Below are 19,340 nucleotides of genomic sequence, written 5' to 3'. Positions count from 1 at the left end.
TGCGGCGACGATAGTTGGAGGGTTGCCTCCTGTGAAAATAGCTCGGTGCCAGGTTTTTAAATTAGATAAAGTCTCCTTCGATGTAATTGAAGGGGGCTTTATTTTTTAAATATTGTTTGTCAATTTTGTATTTTTCAACATAAAATCAAAGTAAAATAGAAGTCTACGGAAGTTTCTAAGGAACAAAAATCTTGACTCTTTTAAACTAGATTGTCTGTTAACCACTTAAGTTTGACAAACAATTACTACTTCACAAATGGTAAATCAGATCAATGATATTGCTTCGCAAGCTAGTCAAGGTAGTATTGCGGCAATTATTCAAGTTTTGAATGAAAAGTTGGCTAATTCTGGCGTAAGAACCAGAGCAGTATTTGATGCTGGAGTTTTACAACTTCTATGTGAAGCTCGCACGAAAGAAAATCTTGAAAAATCGACCTTAGTACAAAAAATTAAGCAGATATTAGAATCCATTGCACCTCGTAATGTCCATAGGGTTAATATAAATAGTCGTATTGTCCGAGAACAACAATTACTGTGGTTGGAAGAAATCAATCGTGACCCAGAAAATCAGCTACTATGGTCAGAACAAATCACTTTAAAAAAACCAAATGTTTTAAAGCTAATAATTAGGGATTTTAAAGAGAATAAAAAAGAACTACAAAAACCTCTACTACCTCAACCTCAATCTTCGCGACATTTAATAGTTGGTAATAGGAGTAAACCAAAAAAATCATTCTTAGCAAGGATGATGAATGCACTTGGTTTATGCTTAATACTATTATCAGCAGGTTGGTTAGCCTATTATTTTTTAGGTAGTAAAATTCAAAATTCAATAGAGACAGCAACTTTAAAATACAATTCACCGAATGAGTCTAAGATCAAATCTTTAAAGCCGACAGATACTAATAAAGATAAATTACAGACTCCTGTTGTCAATGCTTCTCCGACAACTTCTCAACAATTAGAAGATGACATATTTTACATTGCGATACGAATTGCTAATCAAGCAGTAGAAGATAGAAAAACAGCTAATACTTCTGTTAAATGGTTAGATGTAGCTGAAAAATGGCAATATGCTTCCGATCTAATGGCTGAAGTTCCATCGAGTCATAGCCGTTTCAAAGAAGCACAGTCAAGAATTCAACTTTATAAAGAATATAGTGATTTAGCAAAGGAAAAAGCTAATAAAAAGTAGTTTTAGTTCTAGGTTAGATGTAATAATGCGTCATGTTTTGTTAAGTGAAGCGAAAATTTCATCATGAACAGCAAAACGTTTGTTGCTTTAAGACGCAGTTATTTTCAAAAGCCCCACCCTTTTAATCAACAGATATTTGATTTAACTTTAGATGCACAGAGTCATGCTTTTTTAAGAAATCCTGCTTGCCAAAATATTTATCTTTACTTAATTAACTACGTAAAAGTATTTTCTGAGTATTGGTTTAAGAAAGCCTTGTGTGAGTTAAAAACGCTTGACTGGGGATGTGGAAAAGGGCATATTTCTTATTTGATGGGAGAAATGGGTGCCGAAATCACTTCCTGTGACGTGCGTGGCGATAGTGACTCAAGTTTTGGTCAAAATACACCTATTATTGAAAAAGCATCTATAAATGTTGTTCCTTTAGAACATCCTTATATACTTCCCTTCAAAGATGCAAGCTTCGATATTGTCTTGAGTTTTGGAGTACTTGAACACGTCCCCAATCACCTCGAATCACTTCAAGAAATCAATCGAATATTGAAACCTTCGGGGCTAATATTTTGTTTCTTTCTTCCCTACAACTTTTCATGGACTCAGCGTTTAGCACATCTTCGGGGAGACTTTTATCATGACCGATTGTATAGTAAAAAGATGGTGAAAGAGCTTCTTGAGCAAAGCAAATTTGAACTGCTCGATATTTGGCATAGACAACTTTTACCTAAAAATAGTATTTCCTACGGTAACTATCATACTTTTGAATTTATAGATCAGTGGCTAACTGAACGTACACCTTTAAAATATACTGCTACTAATATTGAATTTGTTGCTTGTAAAAGATAAGTGTGTGTTGATACTCAATAATTAAATATTACTCATCAACGCTAGAAGTAATTTGCTGTGAACCGTGTATAACAGCAAGTACTTCTATCTGCTCGGATTTTATTTGGTAAATAATTCTATATGAACCTTCAATAACTTCTCTAATTTGCTTAGTCTCAAACTCTGGTACAGTTCGACCAGATAAGGAAAAACTTGTAATTTGTTCTGAACGCTTTGTAATCCGATCAACTAACCTAGAAGCATACTGCGGTGAAGTTTGAGCCACATAAGCATAGATTGCTGAAAGATTGTCTGTCTTCTGTTTGCGTCCAATAAACTTTCACTCGTTAAGTCCAAATTTTCTTATTACTTCCTCTACAGAAGTAATTGTACCAGCTTTGCTATCTGCTAATCCAGCTTCAATCGTTTGTCGGACATATATTTGGTACATTAAATCGTCCCATGTTGAGTTTTCTGGTAATTTGTCAATCAATTTGCGGGCTTCTTGCTTGATGTTTTCCATAGTTGTTTAGTCAAATATTATTTATGCTCTATATATTGTAGTCTTGAGTTTCCTAGAGAGTGGCGAAGGCGATCGCACTTTGATAAAACATACGAAACGTGCAACTACTAACTCTATCCAAAGTCAATTTGTAGTAGCTTGATTACAGCAAAACTGAACCCGTACAAACCAGATTTTTTTAACTAGATGTAACTGGGCTTGAACAACAGTTGTGTAAAACGTCACATTTACGAAGACTTTCTTACTAATCTATATTTTAGCTTTTCTATATCTTTACATTAACTACCGTAAGATTTCTGTTACCTTTACTTCCTAAATTAAGCCAGATTGAAACTGGTACAAATCATCTGAGATCAAAGTTAGTAAATATTTGCTAGCAGTACATAGAGGTAATAATAGATGAAAGAGATATTGGATTTTTTTCTGAGTGATACATCAGCTAAAAGAGGTGACAGAAAGCTAAAAAGAGGAAACTTTCAAGAAGCAATTAATGAATATAATCAGGCATTGTCTCTCAATCCTAATGATGCTATGTCTTATGGGCACCGAGGTTTTGCATTTGCTCAACTGGGAAATAATCACAGAGCAATAGAAGATTACAACCAAGCACTTCGTTTAGATTCATCTGCTGCTGCTTTTTATAATAATAGAGGTATATCTAATGAAGCACTTGGAAATACAAAAGCTGCTATTGAGGATTATAAGCGGGTGATATATATAGATTCTTCAATACCTCAAGCTCATTTCCAACTTGGAGTTTGTTATGTAAAGTTGAAGAATTACGAATATGCAGTTAGAGTCTTGAGTCGTGCTATAGCAATTAACCAGAAATATATTGCCGCATATGTTTTTAGAGGTATTGCCTATGCGGGATTAAAAAAACTTCACGAGGCTTTTAAAGATTATAATCAAGCAATTCGTCTTAAACCTGACTATGCAAAAGCTTATAAGTCTCGTGGTTTGGCTTGTATAGAAATAGGCAATAATATAGAAGCAATGGAAGATTTACAGAAAGCTGCCGGATTATTTTTTAGTCAAGGACAAATTACAGAACATCAAGAAGTTTTGGCTTTAACTAAAAAAATTAAAGCGATACATTAGCTTAGGCAAAAAAATTAAAACAACTGTTTATTTCTGTCTTCATCCAACCCAATCAAAACATATAGAGACGCAGTTGCATCACCACGTCTCTACTGAAATATACCTAAACACTCATCTCCAACATCCGCTCCATTGGACGCAAAGCCTTAACCCTCGTCTCTTCACTCATAGTAATTTCCGGCTTACGATTCTTCATCGCCAAATAAAGCTTTTCTAAAGTATTCAACCGCATAAACGGACACTCATTACAATTACAGTTATTCGTTGGTGGTGCGGGAATAAATTGTTTTGTTGGTGCTTGCTTTTGCATTTGGTGAATGATTCCCGGTTCCGTAGCAACAATAAATTCATCACTCGAACTCTGCTGACAATGCTTTAATAAAGCTGCTGTCGAACCAATAAAATCAGCGTGTTGCAATACAGTTGTTTCGCATTCAGGATGAGCAATTACCTCAGCTTGAGGATATGCAATTTTTAACTGCACAATCTTCTTCTCAGAAAAAGTTTCATGAACAATACAGCTACCTTGCCACAATAGTAAATCTCGTCCGGTTTGTTCCATAACGTACCGCCCTAAATTACGGTCTGGAGCAAAGATTATCGGCTGTTCTTGAGGTATTTGTTGCACAATTTTAACCGCATTAGAGCTAGTGCAGATAATATCGCTCATAGCTTTAATTTCGGCAGTACAGTTGATGTAAGAAATCACCAAATGCTCTGGATGTGCTGCTTTAAATGCTGCAAATTCACTTGGCGGACAGCTATCAGCTAAAGAACAACCAGCTTCTAAATCTGGCAATAATACTAACTTATCCGGATTAAGAATCTTTGCCGTTTCTGCCATAAAGTGAACCCCAGCAAAGACAATAACATCTGCATTTGTATCGGCTGCTGCTCTAGAAAGTTGCAACGAATCGCCAATAAAATCTGCAATATCTTGAATATCCGGTTCTTGATAGTAGTGCGCCAAAATAACAGCATTAAGTTCCTTCTTTAGATTCTCAATGGCTGCAAATAAATCTAGCGGTAATGCACCCGGTTGGGCTTTTTCGCGTTGAAAAAGTGCGGTAGTAAACACAGTAGGATCTAGTAAAATGATCTTTTTTTATTTCAAAATCTTGCATTTTTGTACTAGAGCTTACCTGGTCCTTCGTCGCTTTTACTCTCAGAAGGTGTGGCAATCAAATAATACGTATGTGCAAGACATAATTCTTAACCTTGAAATAATTATAGTACTTTTTACCAAAATTACTAGGGGGATAATACGACTTCAAAAAAATTGTGCCAAAATCGGTTTGAGTTTCCTATCCTGGAAACATATGGAAAGGAAAATGGCATGACAAGCAGTCAGATAACAAACTCGAAAACCTTAAAAATCGCTGTAGTAGGAGACGTTCACGACCAGTGGGAAAACGAAGATGGGATTGCACTTAAGCGTCTGGACGTTGATTTAGTGCTGTTCGTCGGGGATTTTGGTAATGAATCGGTAGAAGTTGTCAGAAAAGTAGCTTCTTTAGATATCCCCAAAGCAGTTGTCATGGGCAATCACGATGCATGGTACACTGCCACCGAATGGGGACGTAAAAAATGTCCTTACGACCGCACTAAAGAAGATTGGGTACAGCAACAACTCGATTTTTTGGGCGATCGCCATGTTGGTTTCGGTAAGTTCGATTTTCCCGATTTCAACTTAACCGTGGTGGGAAGTCGTCCTTTTACTTGGGGTGGCCCGAAATGGAAATTTGCCGATTTATGTAAAGAAAGATTTGGGGTTGCAACTCTTAAAGAATCAACTGCCCGAATTATGGAAGCAGTAAACAGCGCTGCTCATGAAACGATTATTTTTCTCGGTCATAACGGACCTTCCGGGTTAGGAGACAAACCCGAAGACCCTTGTGGGAAAGACTGGCATCCCATCGGTGGCGACTACGGCGATCCAGATTTTGCCGAAGCGATTTCTCAAGCTATTACCACAAATAAAAATATTCCTTTGGTGACATTTGGACATATGCACCATAGCTTGCGACATACAAAAGTATTGCGAAAGCGTATTTTTAGAAGTCCAGAAGGAATTATTTATTTAAATGCAGCCAGCGTACCGCGAATTATCGAAAAACCTCAAGACAAGCTGCGTAATTTTTCAATAGTCGAACTAGAAGATGGAAAAGTTACAAAAGCTTCACTCGTATGGATTGGCAACGACTTCACTATAAAATCCGAGGAAATTCTTTATCAACAATCCACTTCGATGGTGCAACCGGCGTAGAAGTATAGTATAATCTGTAATTGGTCAGCCATTATCTAAGCTTCACGCTCAAGATTAATCGCTGACAGCTACCTGGAGAGGTGGCAGAGTGGTCGAATGCGCTCGACTTGAAATCGAGTGTACCGAAAGGTACCGTGGGTTCGAATCCCACCCTCTCCGTTTTATTGAATAACTTGCTAACAAGTACCCAAACTCGTTAATTATTTGGGCTACACAAACAAAGCCTGCTGCGATTGCAAGCTTGAATATTTTGATAATTCTATGAAGGAAATGGCGATACATCGGAAGTGTCAATTCGGAGCATATCGCCTTAAAACTAAAGTGACAACTGATGAATCTAAATTAGAAATAAACTAAACTATTATTTGATTACAACGCACTTAAAAAAATGTTGACGAGATATATAAAAGCTGCTCTACACAAAGCTAAGTATAAGATTTTGTCAGATGATGATACATTTTACGGTGAAATTCCTGAATTTCAAGGTGTATGGGCAAACGAAGAAACTCTAGAACTTTGTAGAGAAGAGTTGTCAGAAGTTTTGGAAGAGTGGATTTTACTACGAGTTGCGAGAAATCTACCTTTGCCCGTGGTTGATGGTATTGAATTATCCATAAAGGAAGTAGCATAATGCCAACCTTTGGATCAATTAAACGGGGTGATTTAATCCGCTATTTAAGAAAATTGGGATTTGAGGGACCATATTCTGGAACAAAACACCAGTATATGGTTAAAGATGATATTACTGTAAGAATTCCGAATCCTCATAAAAGTGATATTAGTAAGGGACTTTTAAGTGAGATATTACGACAAGCTGCAATTGAGAAGGATGATTGGGAACAGTTGTGAGTTTGAGGAAGTAGTTATTTTTCCGAAATGTAATGTATTTTTTTGGAGTAATTAAACAAAAGTATTAATGCTTGACTCGATTCAGACTAAAGCTAATTGCAATTAGTTTAGTCTGTTACCGAAAGTGCGATACGCAAAGCGTCACGAATAAAGGCGTATCGCTAAAAGCTTTACTTGTAAAAATCAAGCTTGAGTAAATCGATAATTTGTTCGCTCCACTTGATTTGATTGCCGCTCCAGTTATTGTTTGTGGAAGTTGCTAAGTACACTCTTCCATATTTCTTGCCTTTTTCTGTAAGTTCCCACTGACACTTACCCCCACTTGTGTTTTCTTTCTTCTGCAAATCAAGTTTTTCTAAAGCTTGATTAACTTGTCTATTAGAAATATTTTTTCCTGTCTCTTGTGTTAACTTTTCAGCGATTTGTGTAGGTGTTAATTCTATATTTTCTAAAGGGACAGACTGCGCTACCTGCTGTTTTGCAGATGTAAACAATGAGTCATATTCAGGGAAAAAACGGGAAACAATATCAAGCTTCTTCATCTGAACTATGGTTGGTTCGATTTTTAGGTCTTGCGTTAACCACTCCCCTAAAACTTTGACTTCTTCTATTATTTGAAGCAAAGGCTTAGCTGTGTTATTCATGGTAGAATCCTTCTGAATTATATTTCTTCAGCCAGACACCCACTAATGCAATAGATGGGGCTGGCTTTTTTGTTACCGAACTCAATCACTGAAGTTAAGCACTTATATCAAAGCACTATTCAAATAATACTACATAAAATAATATTTGTATTTATTTGTGTAGTTAAAGTTTGCTTAAAGTATGGTTAATTTTTGTGAAGGGAAAAATATGATTGGAATAAACAGCACGATCACGAAACTATGCGTTTTCTTAATTCGGCAATCAGTTTTCTAATTTCATCCTCTACCTCATCACTTAACTTGTCGCGAGCAAATCTTGCTGCTTCGTCAGCATAAAGAATAACGTCGGGGACAAGCACAGGAAAATTATTCTGCGTTTGTCCTGTATCAAATCCGGATTGTGTATGACCACGATCTAATTCCCAATGTCCTGCTGCTAACCACGAAAGCATTTTATCGAAGTACTTTTGATAAAATTTAGAGTTTTTTTCTAGATTGATCGCCACTTCCAAACGCGGTATTAAAAAATGACCTCCGCTACGGGAATCATCAGAAACAATCATTTCATAAGCCGATGTGGGGGCAGCGTAACACATCAGCGTACCTACTTTATGACAGATATAAATGAAAGGAGCATAGTCACTTTCATCAAGAATATTTTGTTCGTAATTTTCTTCTTTCCTCTGGATGCGTTGGGAGATAAATTCCATCCAATCATCCTTTTCCTCTTCGTCAATAAGTCTTGAGCCATCCTTTTCAGAAATAACAAGAGGTAGGGAAGTATCTACAAAAGCAATATCTGAGAAACGACGTAGAACTTGACAGGTAATAAAGTGCTTGTCTGGAGCAAAGTGTTTCGATTGCTTTGCTAATCCTAAAAACAAAAGGTGGGATACTGCTGTATCGGCAAAAGGAGTTTTATATACATTATCATCATCGACTAGAATTTGACCTTTAGCCTTAATTTTTTGAACGTGTAAATACCAAAATACTAAAGGAGCAAGCCATGATAATTCAGGATTTTTGACTGCTGCTCCATAAATAATTTCACCCATAGGACTTGACAGGGTGTTGTGAATTACATCAGCAAACTTTTGAATTTGATTGCGTACAATTTGACCATACAAATTATCAGATTCATAAAAATTGATGCGATGAACTACGGGGAATACACGACCATCTCGGAAAATGAGGGTAGGTTTTGGGTTAATACCTAAATTTGATATTTCACCAACTGGTCGCCATTTAGTATCTCTGGTTGAGACACGAAAGTCTTGACTGTATTGGCGTAACTCCATTGCTGCAATTTGCGATCGCTTAAAAACTTCTTCCCCCAATGGACGCATTAGTTCTGGAGATAGTAGTAAACCATTTACAGCAGCCCTATAATTTTCATATTCATGCAGTTTATCGGGAAAAATGTCAAAATCCTGGTATTCTTGCTTGAATTCTTTAGAATCAACCACCATTGCAGCTGCGGAGGTTGTGACAATAACTGGATCTGGAGGTATAAAACTACCAGATGTATGATTCAAGAAGATTTTTGCTATGGAAGCATCGGTACCAACAGCAGCTTTATGTGGATTTGGTGGTGGAGTTCTTTCTTCAATTAATTTATCTCCAAAAACCCGATTTTCTAACCTTTCTCTTGCTGCTTCTTGATTAAAAGAAGCGCGTTCACCGTCTTTAAAAAAGTATCTGGCTTGTGCGGGTAAATCTAAAATACCTGAAATTTCAATTTCGTCCAATGGACGGTCAAAACGCCAAAATCTTTGTAGGTTGTTTTTTGCCCATTTCAGTCGTTCATCGAGTCTTGCTGTTAATTTCCTTACTTCTTCTATTTCTTTTTGTCGCCACTTGTTTTCAATTTGGTCGCCTAGTTTATTAAGATCCTCAACCACCCAAAGCGCCATATTTACTATTAAATCAATTGGATTTTCTTCTGCTAAAACAGGTGCAATATCAATTATTGCTTTTGCATAAGCATCTGATTCTAAATGATTTTCAGCAATTCTTTCTAATACAGAACGCCCTTGCTGTTGACGTTGTTGTTCTTCTGGATTAAGTTCATGCTGTTCAATCTGGGTTCTGGTTGTAAAGTGAGATTTCTGGCTATTTGTTTCTAGAATGTTTTCAAAGATATTAAGTTGTTCGGGTAAAGACTTAGGATGAAAGTAAGCATACGGGGGCTTTCCTCTTCCTTGACCATGACGCTTGCGTTTGATGAGTCTTTTCTCTTCAGCAAGTCGCTTCAAAAGATTTCTTACACCTCTTGGTGAAACTAAACCATCATCAGCACCAAGATGTTCGAGAATTTCATCAACTTCTAATCCTTCTGGTTTTTGTGCCAGTAACTCCAGAATAGTTACTGTTAAGATGTCTTGTGCTTTCGCCATTTTTTAACTTCCTCTGCGATGTTTGGCGTGGGGGCACCTTCACGGGTTTCACGTTTGCGGATACGAACAAGGGCAGGATGACGCATGATATCCATGCTTGATGAAATAATTGCAGTTCCTTTTGCAAGTTTGGGGATGCGCGACATCATCTCATCGGAAACATCTCCCAAAGTACCGGATACTAATTTGAGGTCATCTGGATCTAAGGCAAATACTAAACGTGTATTGCAAGTTAAAAGCACTTGCTTATCCATAGATGCCGGACTCTGGGTGATTAATGTGATACCAATGGCATCGTGACGAGCGGTACGTATCATTTCTCGAATTACTTGAGTAGAAGGTGTTGTTTCTCCTCCTGCGGGTAAGAAAAAGTGAGCTTCATCAAGTACAAATACAAAAGGTGGAATGCGATCGCGCTTACGGAGTGCTTGTAGAAGTCGCGCTGTAGCACCAACTATCAAATTCCTTTGCTGTTGACTCAAATGCCCAACGAAGATATTCAATATCGGTTTTCTTGTAAATTCTTTTAGCCACTCTTGAGTTGCTGCACTCAAAAGGCGATTACGGTTAAAGGTTGTTTCTACTTTACGTGCGGCTCTTCCTCCAACCGCTTTTTGCCCAAATTCATCGCCTGCCTTTTGAATTTCACTTAATAGTGCCTCAATCGGAATGTTAACTTGTCCTTTTTCATCTAAGCTTTTAAAAGCTTCGCTAAAAATTGAATCATATCCCGCAGATACCAGTTCCAATTGGTCGGACGTGAGATTAGGTACAAATCCTAAAAATTCGTTTAATCCAATTACTGAATAAGGTACTTTAAAATCTTCTCCGGCTCTAAAATTTTGCCCCTCAAGGTCTTCAGTTGCACGAATAATGTCTCCCAAAACATCAAAAGCAATAACTGGAATATTGTGCCGAACTAATTCTTCAATCAATACTCCTGTGGCATAGCTTTTACCTACACCCGTTTTTCCTACTACAGCTAAATGTCTCGCAATAGCTTCCATTGGCAGCATAAAATTAACTGAATGATTTCCAGATTCGATTAGTCCTATATGGAAACCATTCTCTTTTGAATCAGGAGTGTTAAGTAATTTTGGAATTTGGTCTGCTGGAAGTTCATAAACGTACTTACCAGTCTGTGCAAGTAGATTTGGTTCTCTAATAGCTAAATTATCATTATCTTCAAGCAGTATTTCTCCTAAAACTTCAGCTGTCATTACTCGTGTCACATGAGGAGATCTATCATTAGGTCTTGCATCTTTCTGACCAATTTGATAAGCCTGATTTTGTTGTAACGAAGATGGGTTTGCACGGGGATTATCTTCAGTTCCACTGATAATGCGCCCATAATGCACCTCAGTGTCTGAATCTCGTTCGATAATCACGTAAGTTCCTAAACTTGGTCTGCGTCCCACATCAAGATGAAACGGCACTTCGTCAAATGTTGGCGAACCTAAAAAAGGTGAGGATGAAGTCGTTCCTAACCGAACATTATCGGTTAAAGAAAGCACTTCTTTGATACTTCTTCCCATAAAATATTGTTAAATTACTTCAATAAATAATTATTGTAGCTTTTTTGGTACAAATTAAATTTATTATTTTTATTTTTATGAAGTTAAAAGAATAAAAAATAGGAAACTTGAAGACCTGTTGAAGTTAATGGTTGTATTACAAGGCATGGCGATAGAGGCAGCATAGGCGATACATAAAGGTGAGCTATCTCTTATGTCCTAAGTCCCTGAGCCGCACGCTTTGCGTGAACGGGACGACCTTCGGTACGGACACGCTACGCTAACAGAGATGCTCCGAAAACCGCTTAACGGCATTCTTTTTGATACTCGCACCATTGCCAAAGCGCTACCATTGCAAACAATTCAAATCTAAACAAACTATTATCTTAAGTATAGATACAATAATATTTATCACAAAACTTTAAAAAATAACTCCGCATCATTCCGGATACTAAAAACCGCGTAATATCACCTCTCATCCGTGTATCTGCACTGGCAGCAAATACTGAAGCGATGCTAGTTTAGCAACACGAATGAAACTTTTGTTACTTCATTACAGGGTGCTTAGACAAATTTTTTGTATGTATACTCTTACCCTCGAAAGGTAAGAGTAATTTCGCGTAACACAAGTTCATCCCTTCCAGCAAATTCAACGCGAACAATATCAAATGACTTTTGAAGACACCAATAATAAATTTATCACGACAGAAGCAATAAAATCCGGAACGGAATCGAGCGAACAACAAATATGGGACGCTATTAAAAGTGCTTTTGCAGATAGAAACTGTATCGGCTATTGGCGATATCCAATTTTCTCGAAGGTTGGCGAAATTCGTAAGGAACCCGATATTCTTATTGCCGATCGCGAATTTGGTTTAACGGTAATTGAAATTCTGCCAGTTACTATCGACCAAATAACCGAAATTACCGATCAAAATTGGCTTTTACAGGACTTCCGAACCGCACAAGCATCTCCATCTCAATTAGCAGAACATCAGTTACGCGCTTTAATTGCATATACCGACCGAGAACCGGCTATTTGGCGTAAAGTCAACGGCAGAACAATTGTTGCATTACCTTTAATTACTCAAGAGCAATGGCAGCAAAGAGGTTTTGACCAACTACCCAACTGTCCGACAATCCTAAATCAAGATCAGTTGAGCAAAGCTGCTTTACTCGAACGGATTCAACAAACTTCTCCTTTAGTACCTGGAGAAAACTTAGACGATAAAGACTGGGAATTACTACTTTCAGTAATTGGTGGAACTCCCGTACTTCGCAAACCTCAGCGCGATATTGCTGTTAGTGGTAAAACCCGCGCTAGCGTCATGGATGCTTTGCGTCAAAAGTTATATGAAATCGATTTACAGCAAGAGCATATTGGTAAAGAAATTCCCCCAGGACCTCAACGTATTCGCGGTATTGCGGGTTCTGGTAAAACTGTGTTGCTGTGTCAAAAAGCGGCGCATATGCATTTAAAGCACCCCGATTGGGATATTGCTTTGGTATTTTTCACTCGCTCTTTATATGACTTAATGATTGGTTTATTAGATCAATGGATGCGTCGTTTTAGCGGTGGAGATTTACATTATGACCCCAAAACCAATTTAAAATTGCGCGTGCTTCACGCTTGGGGTGCGAAAGAACAGCCGGGTTTATATGGCACAATTTGCGAATATCACGGAAAAAGACGCGGAACGGTTGTAGATACCAACCAAGGACAGCCAAATCGAGGTTTAGCTGAGTTATGCAAGCGGTTACAGGAAGAAATAAAAGTTGAACCGATGTTTGACGCTATCTTGATTGATGAAGGTCAAGATTTAGTTGCTGACGAGAATTTGAAATATCAAGACAAACAAGCAATTTACTGGTTAGCTTATCAAGCTTTACGACCTGCAAGCGAGGAAACACCGGAAGAAAAGCGTTTGATTTGGGCTTACGATGAAGCACAAAGCCTTGATAGTTTAGTTGTACCAAAAGCAAAAGAAGTATTTGGTCAAGAATTAAGCAATATTTTAAATAAGCAGCCACAATACCCCGGTGGTATCAAACGTTCGGAAGTGATGCGCCACTGTTACCGGACTCCCGGCCCAATTTTAACCGCAGCACACGCTATTGGTATGGGTTTACTGCGTGATGAGGGAATGCTTTCGGGTATCACCAACAAAAAAGATTGGGACAGAATCGGTTACGAAGTTCAAGGTGATTTTCGCAAAGTCGGTAAGCCAATTACCATAGTGCGATCGCCACAATTTTCTCCCAATCCAATTCCCGAACTTTGGGGAGAACCCGTACTAGAATTTAAAACTTATAATTCTCGTCAAGAAGAATTAACGGCTTTGTCTGAGAACATCATGCACAATATTGTTAATGATGGTCTTAATCCCAGTCACGATATTTTAGTAGTTGTTTTAGGCTCTAATTCCGAAGCGATAGAACTAGAAAGAGAAGTTGCTGATTTCTTAATTGACCAAAATATTGACGTTTATATTCCTACTGCTAAAATATTAAACGATTTGTACCCAGAATATCCTAACAACGACCCCGATAAATTCTGGCATGACGATGGTGTTACTGTCTCTCGCATCAACCGCGCTAAGGGACACGAAGCCGATATGGTTTATGTAGTCGGCTTTGATAAAGTTGCTCGTAACGAGAATGATATGAATCATCGTAACCAATTGTTTGTAGCCTTAACTAGGGCACGGGGTTGGGCTTCTTTGAGCGGTGTAGGAAATTATCCCATGTATGATGAAATGCGGCGAGTAATTACTAGTGGCGATACCTTTACATTTACTTACAAACGTCCACCGAAGCGCGATATTGGAGATGGGGAGGATGTTTAGAAATTTCTGAGTTACACTAAGAAAAATGCTAAGGGGGCGGGGTTAAACCGCCCTCTTTAGCAGAGGAACGCTAATGTGTAAAGTACCATGATATTTCGGGACAGTGCGTCCGCATTATTCCTGAAATATCTCACCGCTAGTTTTCTAACCATCCGTGGTTATACAGTCAGAAGATATAATTGTTAGTAGTTAGCAATTAGTTGTCAATTGCTTCAATTTTTTTGTAGATATAGCTTTTAGGCGATTTGTTAGCCTAATTGGCTGTAAATCTAAACAGCATTTTATATTTTTTATACTCGTATCATTTTAATTGTTCGCAATTAAAGCAGGTTATCTAGTTTAAATTTGCTTGTGTTAAAAAATGTTTACAGTCGTTTGCTTAATCGATTTGCGAGAAATTTGATATAAAGCGACGAATGATAAATTAATCTCAAACTGCTAACGAAACGGATATCGGTTTGAGATTACTTTATGTTTGATGGGATTAGTTTTTCGTATTAATTACTCTTCAACCACTTCAACTAATTCTTCAATCATTACATCGAATGCATGAGCTAATTTCCGAATAGCTGAGAAATCAACAGTTGCCAATCCACGACGAACTCAACTAAATAATTTGCCAACTAAAAGACGATCGCCCTTTATCTTTTCGTATTAATTACTCTTCAACCACTTCAACTAACTCTTCAATCATCACATCAAATGCACGAGCTAACTTCCGAATAGCAGTGAAATCAACCATCGTCATTCCAGGCGAACGAGCATAGGTTTTTAAAGTACTGTAGATCACTCCAGAACGGTTAGAAACCTCTTTTATTGTCCATCCTTTCTCAGCTGCAAGCTCTCTAACTTTTAGCCTAATTATTCCCATAATTTACTTAATAGAACAATCTATATCAATTTGATTAACTTTATTATTTAATTATTGACTTGCTCAAAAACAAGCTAAAACCTTTATTCTTCTACCACCTCAACTAATTCTTCAATCATCACATCGAATGTACGTGCCAATTTCCGAATAGCAGTAAAGTCAACCATCGTCATTCCAGGCGAGCGGGCATAGGTTCTTAAAGTACTATAAACAACTCCAGAACGATCAGATACATCCTTGAGTGTCCATCCTTTCTCAGCAGCAAGCTCTCTAACTTTTAACCTGATTATTCCCATAGCCTGTTGACAACTGACGACACTTAGTCAGATAATATTTATATTCTATCAAAAATAAATGACTACCCTTCACTATAACAGAAGAAGGGCAATCAAAGTAAAAATCCAAATCCCGAAAACAAAGTGCATCACCAGATTCCTCCTAATAGCAATAGGGCTTATCTGTTAACTGATGCATCTACTACTGCATACAGGATTCATCTACCATGTTAACATCGCTCAAACCAAGAAAGCTCGTTATTAAGGCATCAAAAATTTCTTACAAATCTTCAGAAATTCATCCTTTAGCCCGATTCGTCACAGAAGAAGCAGTTTGTTTAAAGTTTAAAATCAAATTTGAAGATATTTATGTAGTCGAATGCTGGCAATATGTCGTCTACGTCCACGGTAAGGGTTTGAGCAAATTTGTCAGCTACGCCGATTTCCCACCAGTCATAGGAGTTGCGCCACCTACCACTTCAGAAACGACTAAATGGCGCAGACGCTGGTTGAAGCAACATAATTTTATTTATAGGAAGCAAGCGCCCGTATGGTGGGCACGATTTTTTGCAATCCAATTTAACCAAGCCCCTTGGGATACAGTTTTGTATGACTGGGGCAAATTAATTAATTCAATAAAATTTGCCTTCAATGAAGAAATATTACAGCAACTCCGAAATTGCTACCGCGATAACAAGGAATTGTTAGTGGTTAGTGGTTAGCGGTTAGTGGTTATGGATTTAATTGATAGCTGAAGGTTTTATCAACTATCAACTTTCACCCGGAGGGTGTGGATCATCAACTAACAACTAACAATCATCAAGCGTTAGCCGATTCCAAAAGCTGCTTCCTAGCTCTTTCAGCGCGTGCTTCGGCGGAAGTCATTACTTCTTCCATATTTTCGAGCATTTCGCCGGGGAAATTTTCTAAAACTCTGGTAGAAAGCGCAACTCTACCTTTTCCTTCGTCTATGTCGATAATAAGAGCTTTAATTTCTTGGTTAGGTTGAAATACCTTTTCTACATTTTCAATAAACTTCTGGCTTATCTGCTTGATATGGAGTAAGGCGCTAACGCCGTTTATATCAACAAATACGCCAAATGGTTTGATACCAGTTATTTTCCCTTCTATTAATTGACCTATTTCTAATAAGCTGAAGCTCGCGGAACTTTTCGCCAAACGTTGGGAAAGTACAAGTTTATTGGTATTTTGGTTAACTTCTAAAAAGCTAACTGTGAGTTTTTGTCCTTTAAGTGCTTCCAAGTTGTTGCGCTCAAGTAAATGAGAACGAGGAATAAAGCCGCGCAAACCAAGAAGATCGACAGTGACACCACCTTTGTTGGTATTCATTACCTGCACGTCTACACTTTTGGTGTTTTCTTGCATTTCTAGCAACTTGTCCCAAATCTGCCTCATTTCTAACTGACGGCGAGAAACGGTTACTTGCCCTTCTGCATTTTGCTCTTGCGTAATTACAAATTCTAATTCCTCATGAAGTGGTAGAACTTCTGATAAATCTATTACCTCTCTCAAAGCCGCTTCATGGCGAGGGATAAAAGCTGATGACTTGCCTCCAATATCGGCATAAGCTCCATCTGGATCGATTTGGAATACTTTTCCTTTAACTACCTGTCCTTTTTGGAACTGGTAGTCATGTTTTTCTAAAGCAGCCGCAAAATCGTCCATTGTAAAAGACGTACCGGCTTTTTGAGAGATGTTTGCTTCGTTCTCCATAACAATTTGAAGATGAATTAAGATTTAGAGCGCCCTTTTGAGAGAGCAAATTATTAGTTATCAATGCTTAATTATGTAACGAATAATAAAGAACTATTACAAAGACCTTTTTTAGACAGTTTGCAGCCGTAAAAAACAAGGCAATTGCAAAAAGTTAATTATCCGCCGCCGTAACTAATGACAACTCTTACACCATATCCTACAAATCCGGTCAAGATGGCTAAAGCTGACTAAATAATTCTTTAACTTGCTCCCAAGCATCCGCAGCGGCTTGTGGATTGTAGCTGGCGCGGCGATCGCAAAAAAATCCGTGTTGAGCATCTTTGTAACGAAATACACGAGTATGTACTTGATATTTCTCTAATTCAGCTTGAATTTGGTCTACTTGTTCTGTAGGAATACTAGAATCTTCTATACCGAAAAAGGCATAAACCATACCTTTAATATCTGAAGTAATATTTATAGTAGGTTCGCCATTACCGGGTGTACTAGTAGTTATACGAGCGCCGTAAAACGAAGCGGTAGCTTTTATATCGGCTAAACTGGCGGCAAGATATGCTACATGACCGCCAAAGCAGAAACCAATGCAGCCAAATGCATCTTTTTTTACTTCTGGTAGGGTTTTGAGATAATCTATAGCCGATTGAATATCGCTTAAAAGTTCCGAAGCTTTGGTTTGTCCCCAAGCGTAATTTCTACCCACTTCTATATCTTCCGGTGTGTAGCCAGTGGCAAAGCCCGGTGCTTGACGTTGAAATAACGCGGGTGCAATGGCAACATATCCAACCTTGGCGATACGTTCGGTAACTTCTTGAATATGCGCGTTGACTCCAAATATCTCCTGCAACACTACAATTCCCGGATAACTGCCCTCACCTTGAGGCTTTGCCAGATAAGCATCTATTTGCACCGAATCTGAGGCTATTTTTACGGTTTTGGTGTCAATTTCACGGTCTGTCATAATAGTTTTTACCAGTGTGGTGTAATTATTAGATATAGTGGAGGCCTGTAACGAAAGCTTAACTTTCATAAAATTATCAAATTGATCAATTAGTAATAACCTCAACGATAAAAAACTTTCCCGGATCGAATTCGATGTATAAATAACATATTCAGTTCAAAAGCAACTATAACGATTTTTACAAGTTCCCTTTTAAGCTATTAGCACCCCATACGAAGGTGATGATTCAATTCCGCATTCAGCCAGATAGTGAAATTCCCGCGTCAACTCAGCTTTTCAACCAGATTAGATTTGCGATCGCGTCGCGGCAATATCCACCAGCTTATAAATTGCCTTCAACCAGAGCGTTGGCGATGCAAACCGGCTTACATCGCAATACTATTAGCAAAGTTTACCGCCAATTGGAGGAAGACGGGCTGGTAGAAAGTCTGGCTGGTTCGGGAATTTACGTCCGCGCTCAAGGGCACGAGGGCGGTAGCAAGTTACAATCACCGATTCTTAAGCAACATCCCCTAGCATACAAAGTTGTTCAGAAGGCACTTGATGAACTACTTGCTCAAGGTTGTTCGCTCAATCAAGCCCGCGAGATATTTCTGGCTGAAATTGATTGGCGGTTGCGTTGTAGTGCGCGGGTGCTTGTAGCTGTCCCAAATCAGGATATCGGCGCTGGTGAATTGATAGTACAAGAATTAGAACAAACGCTACAAATACCAGTTCAGCTAGTTGCTACCGAAGAACTATCTGCTGTATTAGATAAAACTACTTCGGCAACCGTTGTTACAAGTCGATATTTTATCGGGGAAGTAGAAGCAATTGCAGCACCTAGAGCAGTACGTGTAATCCCTCTTGATATCCACGATTACGCCAAAGAATTTGATATTGTTAAAAACTTATCAAAAGACAGTTGTATTGGCATTGTTAGCCTTAGTTCGGGAATTCTGCGAGCAACAGAAGTAATTCTCCACGGTTTGCGAGGGGACGAAATATTGGTGATGACTTCCCAACCGAAAGATAGCTATAAATTGGGGGCAATAGTTAAGCGGGCACAATTAATTTTTTGTACTGATAAAACTAGTTATTCAGCAGTACATGGTGCCATGCAAATAGCGATAGAAGACATTATTCGTCCACCCAAACTAGTTAACTGTGAGAATTATATCGGTAGTAAATCGATTAATTTACTCAAGAGAGAATTGGGATTGGGGTAAGAGAGAATTAGTTAGAAGTTAGGAGTTAGAAGTTAGGAGTTAGGAATTGTAGAATTTGGATTTTGGATTTTGGATTTGGGAGTAAGAAGTTTAGAGTTGAAAACTTTCTTACGCCTTGTCCCCATCTCCCCATCT

Annotated in this window: 19 protein-coding genes and 1 tRNA gene; 10 read left to right on the top strand and 10 right to left on the bottom strand. The window is 38.2% G+C overall.

Features of this window, described 5'->3' with window-relative positions:
• The first annotated feature begins 256 nt into the window (after window positions 1-256).
• Together ACM03V_RS24365 and ACM03V_RS24360 are read left to right on the top strand one after the other, a co-directional pair.
• The gene (locus tag ACM03V_RS24365; RefSeq protein WP_414623383.1) at window positions 257-1,195 is read left to right on the top strand and encodes a hypothetical protein; all 939 of its coding nucleotides are present in this window, start codon (window positions 257-259) and stop codon (window positions 1,193-1,195) included.
• 63 nt (window positions 1,196-1,258) lie between these two features.
• Window positions 1,259-2,038 (top strand): class I SAM-dependent methyltransferase, encoded by a 780-nt coding sequence (locus ACM03V_RS24360; RefSeq protein ID WP_414623382.1) that lies wholly within the window; start codon window positions 1,259-1,261, stop codon window positions 2,036-2,038.
• Between the two features lie 28 nt (window positions 2,039-2,066).
• Here ACM03V_RS24360 and ACM03V_RS24355 read toward each other — a convergent pair whose 3' ends face one another.
• Window positions 2,067-2,303 (bottom strand): type II toxin-antitoxin system RelE/ParE family toxin, encoded by a 237-nt coding sequence (locus ACM03V_RS24355; RefSeq protein WP_414623381.1) that lies wholly within the window; start codon window positions 2,301-2,303, stop codon window positions 2,067-2,069.
• Between the two features lie 54 nt (window positions 2,304-2,357).
• Window positions 2,358-2,540, bottom strand: coding sequence for a hypothetical protein (locus ACM03V_RS24350; RefSeq protein WP_414623380.1), 183 nt, complete (start codon window positions 2,538-2,540; stop codon window positions 2,358-2,360).
• Between the two features lie 399 nt (window positions 2,541-2,939).
• Between ACM03V_RS24350 and ACM03V_RS24345 the strand changes: the two genes are divergently transcribed.
• A complete protein-coding gene (locus ACM03V_RS24345) occupies window positions 2,940-3,641 on the top strand; it encodes a tetratricopeptide repeat protein (RefSeq protein WP_414623379.1) in 702 nt (233 codons plus the stop codon).
• Between the two features lie 103 nt (window positions 3,642-3,744).
• Here ACM03V_RS24345 and nadA read toward each other — a convergent pair whose 3' ends face one another.
• Complete coding sequence (nadA, locus tag ACM03V_RS24340) at window positions 3,745-4,719, bottom strand: quinolinate synthase NadA (RefSeq protein ID WP_414623378.1); 975 nt, start codon at window positions 4,717-4,719, stop codon at window positions 3,745-3,747.
• A gap of 258 nt (window positions 4,720-4,977) precedes the next feature.
• Between nadA and ACM03V_RS24335 the strand changes: the two genes are divergently transcribed.
• From ACM03V_RS24335 to ACM03V_RS24320, 4 genes are all read left to right on the top strand, one after another.
• Window positions 4,978-5,907 (top strand): TIGR04168 family protein, encoded by a 930-nt coding sequence (locus ACM03V_RS24335; RefSeq protein ID WP_414623377.1) that lies wholly within the window; start codon window positions 4,978-4,980, stop codon window positions 5,905-5,907.
• Between the two features lie 74 nt (window positions 5,908-5,981).
• Window positions 5,982-6,066, top strand: a tRNA-Ser gene (locus ACM03V_RS24330).
• A gap of 229 nt (window positions 6,067-6,295) precedes the next feature.
• Window positions 6,296-6,538 (top strand): type II toxin-antitoxin system HicB family antitoxin, encoded by a 243-nt coding sequence (locus ACM03V_RS24325; protein ID WP_414623376.1) that lies wholly within the window; start codon window positions 6,296-6,298, stop codon window positions 6,536-6,538.
• The gene (locus tag ACM03V_RS24320) at window positions 6,538-6,756 is read left to right on the top strand and encodes a type II toxin-antitoxin system HicA family toxin (protein WP_414623375.1); all 219 of its coding nucleotides are present in this window, start codon (window positions 6,538-6,540) and stop codon (window positions 6,754-6,756) included. Before ACM03V_RS24325 ends, ACM03V_RS24320 begins: the two co-directional genes overlap by 1 nt.
• Window positions 6,757-6,926: 170 nt before the next feature.
• Here ACM03V_RS24320 and ACM03V_RS24315 read toward each other — a convergent pair whose 3' ends face one another.
• The 3 genes from ACM03V_RS24315 to ACM03V_RS24305 all read right to left on the bottom strand — a co-directional run bounded on the left by ACM03V_RS24315 (window position 6,927) and on the right by ACM03V_RS24305 (window position 11,331).
• Window positions 6,927-7,400, bottom strand: coding sequence for a hypothetical protein (locus ACM03V_RS24315; RefSeq protein WP_414623374.1), 474 nt, complete (start codon window positions 7,398-7,400; stop codon window positions 6,927-6,929).
• Between the two features lie 230 nt (window positions 7,401-7,630).
• Complete coding sequence (locus tag ACM03V_RS24310) at window positions 7,631-9,796, bottom strand: hypothetical protein (protein ID WP_414623373.1); 2,166 nt, start codon at window positions 9,794-9,796, stop codon at window positions 7,631-7,633.
• Window positions 9,772-11,331 (bottom strand): ATP-binding protein, encoded by a 1,560-nt coding sequence (locus ACM03V_RS24305; protein ID WP_414623372.1) that lies wholly within the window; start codon window positions 11,329-11,331, stop codon window positions 9,772-9,774. The genes ACM03V_RS24310 and ACM03V_RS24305 overlap by 25 nt, the downstream gene beginning before the upstream one ends.
• Window positions 11,332-11,978: 647 nt before the next feature.
• Here ACM03V_RS24305 and ACM03V_RS24300 point away from each other — a divergent pair.
• Window positions 11,979-14,156, top strand: coding sequence for a DEAD/DEAH box helicase (locus tag ACM03V_RS24300; protein WP_414623371.1), 2,178 nt, complete (start codon window positions 11,979-11,981; stop codon window positions 14,154-14,156).
• Between the two features lie 658 nt (window positions 14,157-14,814).
• On the opposite strand, the gene ACM03V_RS24295 is transcribed toward ACM03V_RS24300, so the two are convergent.
• Both ACM03V_RS24295 and ACM03V_RS24290 read right to left on the bottom strand, forming a co-directional pair.
• On the bottom strand, window positions 14,815-15,027 hold the full coding sequence (locus ACM03V_RS24295; RefSeq protein ID WP_414623370.1) for a helix-turn-helix domain-containing protein: 213 nt from the start codon (window positions 15,025-15,027) through the stop codon (window positions 14,815-14,817).
• Between the two features lie 83 nt (window positions 15,028-15,110).
• Window positions 15,111-15,323 (bottom strand): helix-turn-helix domain-containing protein, encoded by a 213-nt coding sequence (locus ACM03V_RS24290; RefSeq protein ID WP_414623369.1) that lies wholly within the window; start codon window positions 15,321-15,323, stop codon window positions 15,111-15,113.
• 206 nt (window positions 15,324-15,529) lie between these two features.
• Between ACM03V_RS24290 and ACM03V_RS24285 the strand changes: the two genes are divergently transcribed.
• Window positions 15,530-16,024 (top strand): hypothetical protein, encoded by a 495-nt coding sequence (locus tag ACM03V_RS24285; RefSeq protein WP_414623368.1) that lies wholly within the window; start codon window positions 15,530-15,532, stop codon window positions 16,022-16,024.
• Window positions 16,025-16,121: 97 nt separating this feature from the next.
• Here ACM03V_RS24285 and ACM03V_RS24280 read toward each other — a convergent pair whose 3' ends face one another.
• Entirely contained in the window at window positions 16,122-17,036 is a 915-nt protein-coding gene (locus tag ACM03V_RS24280) for a S1 RNA-binding domain-containing protein (RefSeq protein WP_414623367.1), read from the bottom strand.
• Between the two features lie 220 nt (window positions 17,037-17,256).
• Window positions 17,257-17,997: a dienelactone hydrolase family protein gene (locus ACM03V_RS24275; RefSeq protein WP_414623366.1), complete on the bottom strand. Its 741-nt coding sequence runs from the start codon at window positions 17,995-17,997 to the stop codon at window positions 17,257-17,259.
• 221 nt (window positions 17,998-18,218) lie between these two features.
• Here ACM03V_RS24275 and ACM03V_RS24270 point away from each other — a divergent pair, with 221 nt between their 5' ends.
• Window positions 18,219-19,205: a GntR family transcriptional regulator gene (locus ACM03V_RS24270; protein WP_414623365.1), complete on the top strand. Its 987-nt coding sequence runs from the start codon at window positions 18,219-18,221 to the stop codon at window positions 19,203-19,205.
• The last annotated feature ends 135 nt before the right edge of the window (window positions 19,206-19,340 follow it).

Source organism: Calothrix sp. CCY 0018, assembly GCF_963920925.1.
GTDB lineage: Bacteria > Cyanobacteriota > Cyanobacteriia > Cyanobacteriales > Nostocaceae > Rivularia.
Note: the sequence above shows the minus strand (reverse complement) of the source record. Positions and strands in the feature narration are given on the sequence as shown.